The sequence below is a fragment of the Escherichia sp. KTE96 genome, from assembly GCF_000408525.1.
Lineage (GTDB): Bacteria > Pseudomonadota > Gammaproteobacteria > Enterobacterales > Enterobacteriaceae > Escherichia > Escherichia marmotae.
Map to the genome: position 1 here is coordinate 1003541 of NZ_KE137149.1, position 13651 is coordinate 1017191.

Below are 13651 nucleotides of genomic sequence, written 5' to 3' on the forward strand. Positions count from 1 at the left end.
ACAAGAGCATATAGCGTTTGTATGGCAAAGTTATTATAAGTAACTATCGCCACTCCATTTTAGTTCATTCAAAAGAGCTGATCCACTTGCGTTAGTCATTACACAAACGTTCGCTTTTATAAACATAATCAGGGCTAAATGTTGGGCTGATAATAACCCAGTACAGCTAGTGCGTGTCTGCAATTATAAGGGAAAACGATGAAGAATAAGGCTGATAACAAAAAAAGGAACTTCCTGACCCACAGTGAAATCGAGTTACTCCTTAAAGCAGCAAATACCGGGCCTCATGCTGCACGTAATTATTGTCTGACTTTACTTTGTTTTATTCATGGCTTCCGGGCGAGTGAAATTTGTCGATTGAGAATTTCAGATATTGATCTTAAGGCAAAGTGTATATATATCCATCGATTAAAAAAAGGCTTTTCAACGACACACCCGCTCTTAAACAAAGAAGTTCAGGCTTTAAAAAACTGGTTGAGTATGCGTACTTCTTATCCACATGCTGAGAGCGAGTGGGTGTTTTTGTCACGCAAGGGGAATCCTCTTTCTCGTCAACAGTTTTATCAAATCATCTCTACTTCAGGTGATAATGCTGGATTATCACTAGAGATTCATCCTCACATGTTACGTCATTCATGTGGTTTTGCTTTGGCGAATATGGGAGTAGATACACGGCTTATCCAGGATTATCTTGGCCATCGTAATATTCGTCATACTGTCTGGTATACCGCTAGTAATGCAGGGCGTTTTTACGGTATCTGGGATAGCCCCAGAGGTCGGCAACGCCATGCTGTTTTATAAAAACGGATGAGATACCATGGATGGTGTTAAAAACTACATTATTCTTACGATGTATCAATAATAATTAACCATTTATTAATTGATGTTATTGTAAGTATAATCATTAATTATCAGAATAAACATTGGTTTAACCACAGCCATACAAACCACAATGGTTTTATTTTTTTAAAATAAACAAACAAAATCATTCATAAATTTACACATCACCTAAGTTCTTACCTCATTGTGTTTTTTTCTTTATTTTTTAAGCAACTGGAAGTTAATTCTGTTTACTCTATTGTTATATTGAATTAAATCAATGAAAATAGATTTTGTCACATCAGTGATATTTTATTTTTGTATGATATTTAATGTGAACGTCTGATAATCGCTCAATGTCGTGTGTGATTATCTTTTTATCTATTGGGCTAATTTTAACCGATTGAGGTTTTCCTATAGGTATTCATTCAAATATAACCCAGTTCAGGAGTACTACTATTGTGAGTAAACGTCGCTATCTTACCGGTAAAGAAGTTCAGGCAATGATGCAAGCGGTTTGCTATGGGGCAACGGGAGCCAGAGATTATTGTCTTATTCTGTTGGCATATCGGCACGGGATGCGTATTAGTGAGCTACTTGATCTTCATTATCAGGATCTTGATCTCAATGAAGGCCGGATAAATATTCGTCGGCTGAAGAACGGATTTTCTACTGTCCATCCACTACGTTTCGACGAGCGTGAGGCTGTAGAACGCTGGACCCTTGAACGTTCTAACTGGAAAGGTGCTGACCAGACCGATGCCATATTTATTTCTCGTCGTGGAAGCCGACTTTCTCGCCAGCAGGCCTATCGCATCATTCGTGATGCGGGTGTTGAAGCTGGAACCGTGACGCAGACTCACCCTCATATGTTAAGACATGCTTGCGGTTATGAACTGGCCGAGCGCGGTGCAGATACTCGTTTAATTCAGGATTATCTGGGGCATCGAAATATTCGCCATACTGTGCGTTATACCGCCAGTAATGCCGCACGTTTTGCCGGATTATGGGAAAGAAATAATCTAATAAATGAAAATTTAAAAAGAGAAGAGGCTTAATGTAACCTATTGATAAAAAATTAGATTAATACAAGACAATTGGGGCCAAACTGTCCATATCATAAAAAAGTTTTGTGTTTTTTCTCAAGCATAAAAATATAAAAAATCGACGAAAACCAGCTAACCATTTGATATGTAAATTATTTCTCTTGTAAATTAATTTCACATTGCCTCCGCGTTACGTAAAGATAGCGTTTCTGACTCTCGAAGCAACTTCCTCATTCTTCTCTTCAAAAATCACCTCAGATAGCATAAAAATCTATAAAATCAATTAAATAAAGTTCATTAATCCAACAAATAAACTAAATAAGTAAGCGAGCGATGCTTTCCTCTATGAGTCAAAATGGCCCCAAATGTTTCATTTTTTGGGGGAAAACTGTGCAGTGTTGGCAGTCAAACTATCTATCTGAACAAAGTGTACAGAACGACTGCCCATGTCGATTTATACGTAGATTTAAAAAGGAAAGCAGTATGAAAATTAAAACTCTGGCAATTGTTGTTCTGTCGGCGCTGTCCCTCAGTTCTACAGCGGCTTTGGCCGATACTACTCCCACGACGGTAAATGGTGGGACCGTTCACTTTAAAGGGGAAATCGTTAATGCTGCTTGTGCGGTTGATGCTGGTTCTGTTGATCAAACCGTTCAGTTGGGCCAGGTTCGTACTGCTACTCTGAAGCAGGCTGGAGCAACCAGCTCTGCTGTCGGTTTTAACATTCAACTGAATGATTGCGATACTTCTGTTGCAAGCACAGCCGCTGTTGCCTTCTTGGGCACAGCGATTAACAGCAACAATCCTACAGTACTGGCTCTGCAGAGTTCTGCTGCAGGTAGCGCAACAAACGTTGGTGTGCAGATCCTTGACAGAACAGGCACTGCGCTGACGCTGGACGGTGCGACATTTAGTGAGCAAACGACTCTGAATAATGGCACCAACACCATTCCGTTCCAGGCGCGTTATTATGCAACGGGTGTCGCAACCCCGGGTGCTGCTAATGCGGATGCAACCTTCAAGGTTCAGTATCAATAATCCACTCAGGTTTTAGGGAAATAATTATGGGCAAGGATGCCCGCCCCCTGCGCGATAAAAATAACGATGAAAAGGACGAAATTATTTCTAGTAGCGTCGTTACTGCCGATGTTTGCACTGGCCGGAAATAAATGGAACACCACGTTGCCCGGTGGAAATATGCAATTTCAGGGCGTCATTATTGCGGAAGCTTGCCGGATTGAAGCAGGTGACAAACAAATGACGGTCAATATGGGGCAAATCAGTAGTAACCGGTTTCATGCGGTAGGGGAAGATAGCGCCCCGGTGCCGTTTGTTATTCATTTACGGGAATGTAGCACGGTGGTGAGTGAACGTGTGGGCGTGGCGTTTCACGGTGTCGCTGATGGCAAAAATCCGGATGTGCTTTCTGTGGGTGAGGGGCCGGGAATTGCAACCAATGTTGGTATTGCCTTGTTTGATGACGAGGGAAACCTCGTACCGATTAATCGTCCACCAATACACTGGAAACGGCTTTACTCAGGCGCGACTTCGCTACATTTCATTGCTAAATATCGCGCAACAGGGCGTTGGGTTACTGGCGGCATGGCTAATGCTCAGGCCTGGTTCTCCTTAACCTATCAGTAATTGTTCAGCAGATATTGTGATAACAGGAACAGGACAGTGAGTAATAAAAACGTCAATGTAAGAAAATCGCAGGAAATAACATTCTGCTTACTGGCAGGTATCCTGATGATCGTTGCAATGATGCTTGCCGGACGCGCTGAAGCGGGAGTGGCATTAGGTGCGACTCGCGTAATTTATCCGGCAGGGCAGAAACAAGTTCAACTTGCCGTGACAAATAATGATGAAAATAGCACTTATTTAATTCAATCATGGGTAGAAAATGCTGATGGTGTAAAGGATGGTCGTTTTATCGTGACGCCACCTCTGTTTGCGATGAAGGGAAAAAAAGAGAATACTCTGCGTATTCTTGATGCCACAAATAATCAATTGCCGCAGGATCGGGAAAGTTTGTTCTGGATGAATGTAAAAGCGATTCCGTCAATGGATAAATCAAAATTGAACGAGAATACGTTACAGCTCGCGATAATCAGCCGCATTAAACTCTATTACCGCCCGGCTAAATTAGCGTTGCCACCCGATCAGGCCGCAGAAAAATTAAGATTCCGTCGCGGCACAAATTCTCTGACGCTGATTAACCCGACACCCTATTACCTGACGGTAACAGAGCTTAATGCCGGAACTCGGATTCTTGATAATGCATTGGTGCCTCCAATGGGCGAAAGCACGGTTAAATTGCCTTCTGATGCCGGAAGCAGCATAACTTATCGAACAATAAATGATTATGGTGCACTTACCCCAAAAATGAAGGGCGTAATGGAATAACGCAGGGGGAATTTTTCGCCTGAATAAAAAGAATTGACTGCCGGGTGATTTTAAACCGGAGGAATAATGTCATATCTGAATTTAAGATTTTACCAGCGAAACACGCAATGCTTGCATAATCGTAAGCCTTGTCTGGCTGGTTTTTTTATCCGGCTCTCTGTTGCCTGTGCATTTGCTGCACAGGCACCTTTTTCATCTGCCGAACTCTATTTTAACCCGCGCTTTTTAGCGGATGATCCTCAGGCTGTTGCCGATTTATCGAGTTTTGAAAATGGACAAGAATTACCGCCGGGAACGTATCGTGTCGATATCTATATGAATAATGGTTATATGGCAACACGAGATGTCACGTTTAATACGGGGGAGAGTGAACAAGGGATTGTCCCTTGTCTGACACGCGCACAACTCGCCAGTATGGGGCTGAATACGGCCTCTGTTTCCGGTATGAATCTGCTGGCGGCTGATGCCTGCGTACCATTAACTTCGATGATCAATGAAGCCACTGCGCATTTAGATGTTGGCCTGCAGCGGCTTAACCTCACGATCCCGCAGGCATTTATGAATCAGCGTGCGCGTGGCTATATTCCACCAGAGTTGTGGGATTCAGGTATTAATGCCGGATTACTCAATTATAACTTCAGTGGAAATAGTGTGCAGAATCGGATTGGGGGTAACAGCCATTATGCATATTTAAACCTGCAGAGTGGGTTAAATATTGGTGCGTGGCGTTTACGCGACAATACTACCTGGAGTTATAACAGTAGCGGCAGTTCATCAGGTAGCAAAAATAAATGGCAACATATCAATACCTGGCTTGAGCGAGACATAATTCCGTTACGTTCTCGCCTGACGTTGGGCGATGGTTATACCCAAGGCGATATTTTCGATGGTATTAACTTTCGCGGCGCACAGTTGGCCTCAGATGACAATATGTTACCCGATAGCCAGAGAGGATTTGCCCCGGTGATCCACGGTATTGCACGTGGTACTGCACAAGTATCTATTAAACAGAACGGGTATGACATTTATAATAGTACGGTGCCACCGGGGCCTTTTACTATTAATGATCTCTATGCCGCAGGTAATAGTGGTGACTTGCAGGTAACGATTAAAGAGGCCGACGGCAGCACACAGATCTTTACCGTACCCTATTCGTCAGTACCGCTCCTGCAGCGTGAGGGACATACACGTTATTCCATTACGGCTGGAGAGTACCGCAGTGGTAATGCGCAACAGGAAAACCCCCGCTTTTTCCAGAGTACGTTACTCCACGGCCTCCCGGCTGGCTGGACAATATACGGCGGTACTCAACTGGCGGATCGTTATCGTGCTTTTAATTTCGGTGTCGGGAAAAACATGGGGACATTGGGGGCTCTGTCCGTGGATATGACGCAGGCTAATGCCACACTTCCCGATGAAAGTCAGCATGACGGACAATCAGTGCGTTTTCTTTATAACAAATCGCTCAATGAGTCAGGCACGAATATTCAGTTAGTGGGTTACCGCTATTCGACCAGCGGATATTTCAATTTCGCTGATACAACATACCGCCGAATGAATGGCTACAACATTGAAACGCAGGATGGTGTTATTCAGGTTAAGCCGAAATTCACCGACTATTACAACCTCGCTTATAACAAACGCGGAAAATTACAACTTACTGTCACTCAGCAAGTTGGGCGCACATCAACACTTTATTTGAGTGGTAGCCATCAGACTTATTGGGGAACGAGTAATGTCGATGAGCAATTCCAGGCCGGATTAAATACCGCATTCGAGGATATCAACTGGACGCTCAGCTATAGCCTGACGAAAAACGCCTGGCAAAAAGGACGAGATCAGATGTTGGCTCTTAACGTCAATATTCCTTTCAGCCACTGGCTGCGTTCTGACAGTAAATCTCAGTGGCGACATGCCAGTGCCAGCTACAGCATGTCACACGATCTCAATGGTCGGATGACCAACCTGGCCGGTGTATACGGTACGTTGCTGGAAGACAACAACCTAAGCTACAGCGTACAAACCGGATATGCCGGAGGTGGCGATGGGAATAGCGGAAGTACAGGCTACGCAGCGCTGAATTATCGCGGCGGTTATGGCAATGCCAATATAGGTTACAGCCATAGCGATGATATTAAGCAGGTCTATTACGGAGTCAGCGGTGGGGTATTGGCCCATGCCAATGGAGTAACGCTGGGGCAGCCGTTAAACGATACGGTTGTGCTGATTAAAGCGCCTGGAGCAAAAGATGTAAAAGTCGAAAACCAGACAGGTGTTCGTACCGACTGGCGCGGTTATGCCGTGCTGCCTTATGCCACTGAATATCGGGAAAATAGAGTGGCACTGGATACCAATACCCTGGCTGATAACGTCGATTTAGATAACGCGGTCGCTAACGTTGTTCCCACCCGTGGGGCAATCGTGCGAGCAGAGTTTAAAGCGCGCGTTGGGATAAAACTGCTCATGACGCTGACCCACAATAATAAGCCGCTGCCGTTTGGTGCGATGGTCACATCAGAGAGTAGCCAGAGTAGCGGCATTGTTGCGGATAATGGCCAGGTTTACCTCAGCGGGATGCCTTTAGCGGGAAAAGTTCAGGTGAAATGGGGAGAAGGGGAGAATGCTCACTGTGTCGCAGATTACAAACTGCCACCTGAGAGTCAGCAGCAGTTATTAACCCAGCTATCAGTTGAATGTCGTTAAGGGGGCGTGATGAAAAGCAAACCTTTTTATCTTCTGTGCGCTTTTTTGTGGCTGGTTGTCAGTCACGCTTTGGCTGCGGATAGCACGATTACTATCCGCGGCTATGTCAGGGATAACGGCTGTAGTGTGGCAGTTGAATCAACCAATTTTACCGTTGATTTGCTGGAAAATGCGGCGAAGCAATTTAACAACATTGGGGCGACGACTCCGGTCGTTCCTTTTCGTATTTTGCTGTCACCCTGTGGTAATGCCGTCTCTGCTGTAAAGATCGGATTTACCGGTGTTGCAGATAGCCATAATTCCAACCTGCTTGCACTTGAAAAGACTGTGTCAGCGGCTGCGGGACTGGGAATACAGCTTCTGAATGAGCAACAAAATCAGATACCACTTAATGCCCCATCGTCCGCGATTTCGTGGACGACCCTGACGCCGGGTAAACCAAATACGCTGAATTTTTACGCCCGGCTAATGGCGACACAGGTGCCTGTCACTGCGGGGCATATCAATGCCACGGCAACCTTCACTCTTGAATATCAGTAACTGGAGATGCTCATGAAATGGCGCAAACGTGGGTATTTATTGGCGGCAATGTTGGCGCTCGCAAGCGCGACGGTACGGGCAGCCGATGTCACCATTACGGTGAATGGTAAGGTCGTCGCCAAACCGTGCACAGTTTCCACCACCAATGCCACGGTTGATCTCGGCGATCTTTATTCTTTCAGCCTGATGTCTGCCGGAGCGGCATCGTCCTGGCATGATGTTGCGCTTGAGTTGACGAATTGTCCGGTGGGAACGTCCAGAGTCACCGCCAGTTTCAGCGGGGCGGCTGACAGCACCGGATATTATAAAAACCAGGGAACCGCGCAAAACATCCAGTTAGAGCTACAGGATGACAACGGCAACACATTGAACACCGGCGCAACCAAAACTGTTCAGGTGGATGATTCCTCTCAATCTGCGCACTTTCCGTTGCAGGTCAGAGCATTGACGGTAAATGGTGGTGCCACCCAGGGAACCATTCAGGCAGTGATTAGCATCACCTATACCTACAGCTAACCCGAAGAGATGATTGTAATGAAACGCGTTATTACCTTATTTACTGTACTGCTGATGGGCTGGTCGGTAAATGCCTGGTCATTCGCCTGTAAAACCGCTAATGGTACGGCTATCCCTATTGGCGGCGGCAGCGCCAATGTCTATGTTAACCTTGCGCCCGCAGTGAATGTGGGGCAAAACCTGGTTGTGGATCTTTCGACGCAGATCTTTTGCCATAACGATTACCCGGAAACCATTACAGACTATGTAACACTGCAACGAGGTTCAGCTTATGGCGGCGTGTTATCTAATTTTTCCGGAACCGTAAAATATAATGGCAGTAGCTATCCTTTTCCTACCACCAGCGAAACGCCACGCGTTGTTTATAATTCGAGAACGGATAAGCCCTGGCCAGTGGCGCTTTATCTGACGCCTGTCAGCAGTGCGGGCGGAGTGGCGATTAAGGCTGGTTCATTAATAGCCGTGCTCATTTTGCGCCAGACCAACAACTATAACGGCGATGATTTCCAGTTTGTCTGGAATATTTATGCCAATAACGATGTGGTGGTGCCTACCGGTGGTTGTGATGTTTCTGCGCGAGATGTCACCGTCACTCTGCCGGACTACCCCGGCTCGGTGCCGATTCCTCTTACTGTTTATTGTGCGAAAAGCCAAAACCTGGGGTATTACCTTTCAGGTACAACCGCAGATGCGGACAACTCGATTTTCACCAACACGGCGTCGTTTTCGCCAGCACAGGGCGTCGGCGTGCAGTTGACGCGCAACGGTACGATTATTCCAGCGAATAGCACCGTGTCATTAGGGGCAGTAGGGACTTCAGCGGTAAGTCTTGGGTTAACGGCAAATTACGCACGTACTGGAGGGCAGGTGACTGCAGGTAATGTGCAGTCAATTATTGGTGTGACTTTTGTTTATCAATAAAGAAATCACAGGGGTTGCCAATGCGAGTACGCAATATTTGCCTGATGGCTATCAGGCTTACAAAACCTGTATGTTAGCTTTTTGTAGGCCAGATAAGACGCGCCAGCGCCGCATCTGGCATAAACAAGGCGCACGTTGCCAACCATCCGAACTGAGCCTGCCAATGGCAGGCTCTGATATTCCTTTACGCCACCATACTGATAATCAACACAATAATCAGCCCAACCACGGAGTTGACCAGCTCCAGCAGACCCCAGGTTTTCAGGGTGTCTTTTACTGACAGATCAAAATAACCTTTGAACAGCCAGAAAGAGGCATCGTTAATGTGGGTGAGGGTGTTGGAACCCGCGGCAGTTGCCAGAACCAGCAGCGCCGGATTTACACCAACCAATTGACCGGTTGCCGGATCAAGAATTGCGGCACTGATAATCCCGGCGGCGGTCATCGCTGAAACGACACCCTGACCAGTCGCCAGACGAATCAGCACGGTGATCAGCCACGCCATGATGTATGGAGAAATGTTGCCGTGCGACATCAGCATGCCGATGGTGTCACCAATGCCTGTGTCGATAATGGTTTGCTTCAGCACGCCGCCTGCACCGATGATCAGAATCACCATCGCAATACTTTTTACCGCGCTTTCAAAGGCGTTCATCACCCACTGCATGTCGTGGCCGCGTGCGGTGCCAAAGAGTACGAACGCAACCACCATCGCGATAAACATCGCAATTGGGGAGGAACCAATAAAGTTAACCACTTCCCATGCCGGTGTGTCTTTTACTAACCAAATATTAGCGATGGTGGTGGAGATCATAATGATCGCCGGGATCAACGGCACAAGAATGGAAATGCCGAAAGAGGGCAGGTTATTCATATCTACCGGTTGATCTGCTTTCAGGAATGACGGCGTTGGGCGCTCAAGATTACCGAGAAACTTCGGCAGGATCAGCCCCGCACAGATAACGCTGGGAATAGTCACCAGCACGCCATAGATGTAAACCATCCCCATATCTGCGCCGTAAGCATTGACCAGCGCCACCGGACCCGGCTGCGGTGGGAACAGTGAATGTGCGGTGGTTGCAGCCGCTACTGCCGGGATAGCCAGTTTCAGGAAGGGAATTTTAGCTTCGGCGGCAATCACGATCACCAGCGGTGCCAGCATGATAAAGGCCACTTCATAGAACATCGCCAGACCGAAAATCAGGCCGATGATGATCACCGATATCTGAACATAGCGCAGGCCGAGACGCGCCAGCAGCGTGTGCGCTATCTGGTGAGCCGCACCAGAGTCAACCATCAGCTTACCGATGACCGCACCGAACACCACGATGATCGCCAGTTCCCCCAGCGTGTTGCCAAAGCCCGCTTTCATGGTGTGCAGCAGCGACATCAGATCCATACCCGCCAGCATCCCAACGGACAACGCTGCCACCAGCAAAGCCACCATCGAGTTGATCTTGAACTTCAAATTCAGTACCAGCATCAGGCCGATGCCGAATACCACCCAAAGAATGTTAATCACATGCATAACGTTTTACCTTACCTGGTTGAACCATTGCTATTTTGGGCGACATGTTATGTAAATTGGTCAACCATTGTTGCGATGAATATCACATCCCCCGATCAATAACCGCTGAATACCCTTTGCTGTAATTTGCATCAACCTGTGTGAGAGTGGATTTCTTGTGATGTGGTTAACCAATTTTAGAATTCGGGTTGACATGTCTTACCAAAAGGTAGAACTTATACGCCATCTCATCCGATGCAACGCCACGGCTGCGGTCTGGTTGTTCATCCGGATACCTAAACAACTCCGGGGTTCCGCGTCTCTTCGCTGTGGAACCCGCTATGTGAAAGAGGAAATATCATGGAACAGACCTGGCGCTGGTACGGCCCTAACGATCCGGTTTCTTTAGCTGATGTCCGTCAGGCGGGCGCAACTGGCGTGGTTACCGCGTTGCACCATATCCCGAACGGCGAAGTATGGTCCGTTGAAGAAATCCTCAAACGCAAGGCTATCATTGAAGACGCGGGCCTGGTGTGGTCTGTCGTGGAAAGCGTGCCAATTCACGAAGATATCAAAACTCACACTGGCAACTATGAGCAGTGGATTGCTAACTATCAGCAGACCCTGCGCAACCTGGCGCAGTGCGGCATTCGCACCGTGTGCTACAACTTCATGCCGGTTCTCGACTGGACCCGTACTGACCTCGAATATGTGCTACCGGACGGCTCCAAAGCACTGCGCTTCGACCAGATCGAATTTGCTGCATTCGAAATGCACATCCTGAAACGTCCAGGCGCAGAAGCGGATTACACCGAAGAAGAAATTGCTCAGGCAGCAGAACGCTTCGCCACCATGAGCGATGAAGACAAAGCGCGTCTGACTCGTAACATCATTGCGGGTCTGCCGGGCGCGGAAGAAGGCTACACCCTCGATCAGTTCCGTAAGCACCTGGAACTGTACAAAGATATCGACAAAGCCAAACTGCGCGAAAACTTTGCTGTCTTCCTGAAGGCGATCATTCCGGTTGCGGAAGAAGTTGGCGTGCGCATGGCTGTTCACCCGGACGATCCGCCGCGCCCGATCCTCGGCCTGCCGCGCATCGTTTCCACCATTGAAGATATGCAGTGGATGGTTGACACCGTAAACAGCATGGCGAACGGTTTCACCATGTGTACCGGTTCTTACGGCGTGCGTGCTGACAACGATCTGGTTGATATGATCAAGCAGTTCGGTCCGCGTATTTACTTCACCCATCTGCGTTCCACCATGCGTGAAGAAAACCCGAAAACCTTCCACGAAGCGGCGCACCTGAACGGTGACGTTGATATGTACGAAGTGGTGAAAGCGATCGTTGAAGAAGAGCACCGTCGTAAAGCGGAAGGCAAAGAAGACCTGATCCCGATGCGTCCGGACCACGGTCACCAGATGCTGGACGACCTGAAGAAGAAAACCAACCCTGGTTACTCCGCTATTGGTCGTCTGAAAGGCCTGGCCGAAGTTCGCGGTGTCGAACTGGCGATCCAGCGCGCTTTCTTTAGCCGTTAATACTCACCGGCATGGCTTTGCGCCGTGCCGGTTCCTTCTTCCTTGCCGTCACTCTCTGAAGACGGATTCTGGAGTTTACGATGACTACTATTGTTGACAGCAATCTGCCGGTTGCCCGCCCGTCATGGGATCATTCTCGTCTGGAATCACGCATTGTGCATCTCGGTTGCGGGGCGTTCCACCGCGCGCACCAGGCGCTGTATACCCACCATTTGCTGGAAAGCACCGACAGCGACTGGGGGATCTGCGAAGTTAACCTGATGCCAGGTAACGACCGCGTGCTGATCGAAAACCTGAAAAAACAGCAACTGTTGTATACCGTGGCGGAAAAAGGCGCAGAAAGCACCGAGCTGAAAATTATCGGTTCGATGAAAGAAGCGCTGCACCCTGAAATCGACGGTTGCGAAGGCATTCTGAACGCGATGGCGCGTCCGCAGACGGCAATTGTTTCCCTGACGGTCACGGAAAAAGGCTACTGTGCCGACGCGGCAAGCGGTCAGTTGGATCTCAATAACCCGCTGATTAAGCACGATCTGGAAAACCCGACCGCGCCGAAGTCTGCAATTGGTTACATCGTAGAAGCCCTGCGTCTGCGTCGTGAAAAAGGGCTGAAAGCTTTTACGGTGATGTCTTGCGACAACGTGCGTGAAAACGGTCATGTGGCGAAAGTCGCAGTACTGGGACTGGCTCAGGCTCGTGATCCACAACTGGCGGCATGGATTGAAGAGAACGTGACTTTCCCGTGCACAATGGTTGACCGCATTGTTCCGGCGGCTACTCCTGAAACATTGCAGGAAATTGCTGACCAGTTGGGCGTTTACGATCCGTGTGCCATTGCCTGCGAGCCGTTCCGTCAGTGGGTGATTGAAGATAACTTCGTCAATGGTCGCCCGGACTGGGATAAAGTCGGCGCACAGTTCGTTGCGGACGTTGTTCCGTTCGAAATGATGAAACTGCGTATGCTTAACGGCAGTCACTCTTTCCTGGCGTACCTCGGTTACCTCGGTGGTTATGAAACCATCGCTGATACCATGACCAACGCGGATTATCGCAAAGCGGCCTTTGCTCTGATGATGCAGGAACAAGCGCCGACGCTGTCGATGCCGGAAGGTACAGACCTGAACGCGTATGCGACGCTGCTGATCGAGCGTTTCAGCAACCCGTCTCTGCGTCATCGCACCTGGCAGATTGCGATGGACGGCAGCCAGAAGTTGCCGCAGCGTCTGCTGGATCCGGTTCGCTTGCATTTGCAAAACGGCGGTAGCTGGCGTCATCTGGCACTCGGCGTCGCGGGCTGGATGCGTTACACCCAAGGGATTGATGAGCAAGGCAACGCTATCGACGTGGTCGACCCGATGCTGGCGGAGTTCCAGAAGATCAACGCGCAATATCAGGGGGCGGAACGTGTGAAAGCTCTGCTGGGTCTGAGCGGTATTTTTGCTGATGATCTGCCGCAGAACGCGGACTTTGTTGGCGCGGTGACGACTGCATATCAGCAACTGTGCGAACGTGGTGCGCGTGAGTGCGTGGCTGCTCTGTAACTGACTGATTACCCTACAGACTGACTGGTCAATCAAATTTATATTTGGTTGACCAGTTTTCGTTTTTTTGCCCACCTGTACGTGCCAACTTCCAGTGCAAATGGTAT

General features: G+C 48.3%; 12 protein-coding genes. 11 read left to right on the forward strand and 1 reads right to left on the reverse strand.

The window, feature by feature from the left end:
• The first annotated feature begins 198 nt into the window (after positions 1-198).
• From fimB to fimH, 9 genes are all read left to right on the forward strand, one after another.
• Positions 199-801, forward strand: coding sequence for a type 1 fimbria switch DNA invertase FimB (fimB, locus tag A1WG_RS09605; protein ID WP_000790567.1), 603 nt, complete (start codon positions 199-201; stop codon positions 799-801).
• A gap of 479 nt (positions 802-1280) precedes the next feature.
• Positions 1281-1877 carry a type 1 fimbria switch DNA invertase FimE gene (gene fimE, locus A1WG_RS09600; protein ID WP_000044701.1) on the forward strand — a complete coding sequence of 199 codons (597 nt, stop codon included), beginning with the start codon at positions 1281-1283 and terminating at the stop codon, positions 1875-1877.
• A gap of 471 nt (positions 1878-2348) precedes the next feature.
• Entirely contained in the window at positions 2349-2903 is a 555-nt protein-coding gene (fimA, locus tag A1WG_RS09595) for a type 1 fimbrial major subunit FimA (protein ID WP_001517669.1), read from the forward strand.
• Positions 2904-2969: 66 nt separating this feature from the next.
• The gene (locus A1WG_RS09590) at positions 2970-3509 is read left to right on the forward strand and encodes a type 1 fimbrial minor subunit FimI (RefSeq protein ID WP_000831509.1); all 540 of its coding nucleotides are present in this window, start codon (positions 2970-2972) and stop codon (positions 3507-3509) included.
• 36 nt (positions 3510-3545) lie between these two features.
• A complete protein-coding gene (gene fimC, locus A1WG_RS09585; RefSeq protein ID WP_001517673.1) occupies positions 3546-4271 on the forward strand; it encodes a type 1 fimbria chaperone FimC in 726 nt (241 codons plus the stop codon).
• A gap of 66 nt (positions 4272-4337) precedes the next feature.
• Positions 4338-6974, forward strand: a complete 2637-nt coding sequence (fimD, locus tag A1WG_RS09580; protein WP_000120906.1) for a fimbrial usher FimD — start codon at positions 4338-4340, stop codon at positions 6972-6974.
• A 9-nt stretch (positions 6975-6983) separates the two neighbouring features.
• Positions 6984-7514, forward strand: a complete 531-nt coding sequence (gene fimF / locus A1WG_RS09575; protein ID WP_000837649.1) for a type 1 fimbria minor subunit FimF — start codon at positions 6984-6986, stop codon at positions 7512-7514.
• 12 nt (positions 7515-7526) lie between these two features.
• The gene (gene fimG, locus A1WG_RS09570; RefSeq protein ID WP_000872022.1) at positions 7527-8030 is read left to right on the forward strand and encodes a type 1 fimbria minor subunit FimG; all 504 of its coding nucleotides are present in this window, start codon (positions 7527-7529) and stop codon (positions 8028-8030) included.
• An 18-nt stretch (positions 8031-8048) separates the two neighbouring features.
• On the forward strand, positions 8049-8951 hold the full coding sequence (gene fimH / locus A1WG_RS09565; protein WP_001517674.1) for a type 1 fimbria D-mannose specific adhesin FimH: 903 nt from the start codon (positions 8049-8051) through the stop codon (positions 8949-8951).
• Positions 8952-9135: 184 nt separating this feature from the next.
• Here the strand turns inward: fimH and gntP are convergent, their stop codons facing one another.
• Positions 9136-10479, reverse strand: a complete 1344-nt coding sequence (gene gntP / locus A1WG_RS09560) for a gluconate permease GntP (protein WP_001517675.1) — start codon at positions 10477-10479, stop codon at positions 9136-9138.
• 339 nt (positions 10480-10818) lie between these two features.
• Between gntP and uxuA the strand changes: the two genes are divergently transcribed.
• Positions 10819-12003 carry a mannonate dehydratase gene (uxuA, locus tag A1WG_RS09555; RefSeq protein WP_001517676.1) on the forward strand — a complete coding sequence of 395 codons (1185 nt, stop codon included), beginning with the start codon at positions 10819-10821 and terminating at the stop codon, positions 12001-12003.
• Positions 12004-12083: 80 nt separating this feature from the next.
• The gene (locus A1WG_RS09550; protein WP_001517677.1) at positions 12084-13544 is read left to right on the forward strand and encodes a fructuronate reductase; all 1461 of its coding nucleotides are present in this window, start codon (positions 12084-12086) and stop codon (positions 13542-13544) included.
• Positions 13545-13651: the final 107 nt, after the last annotated feature.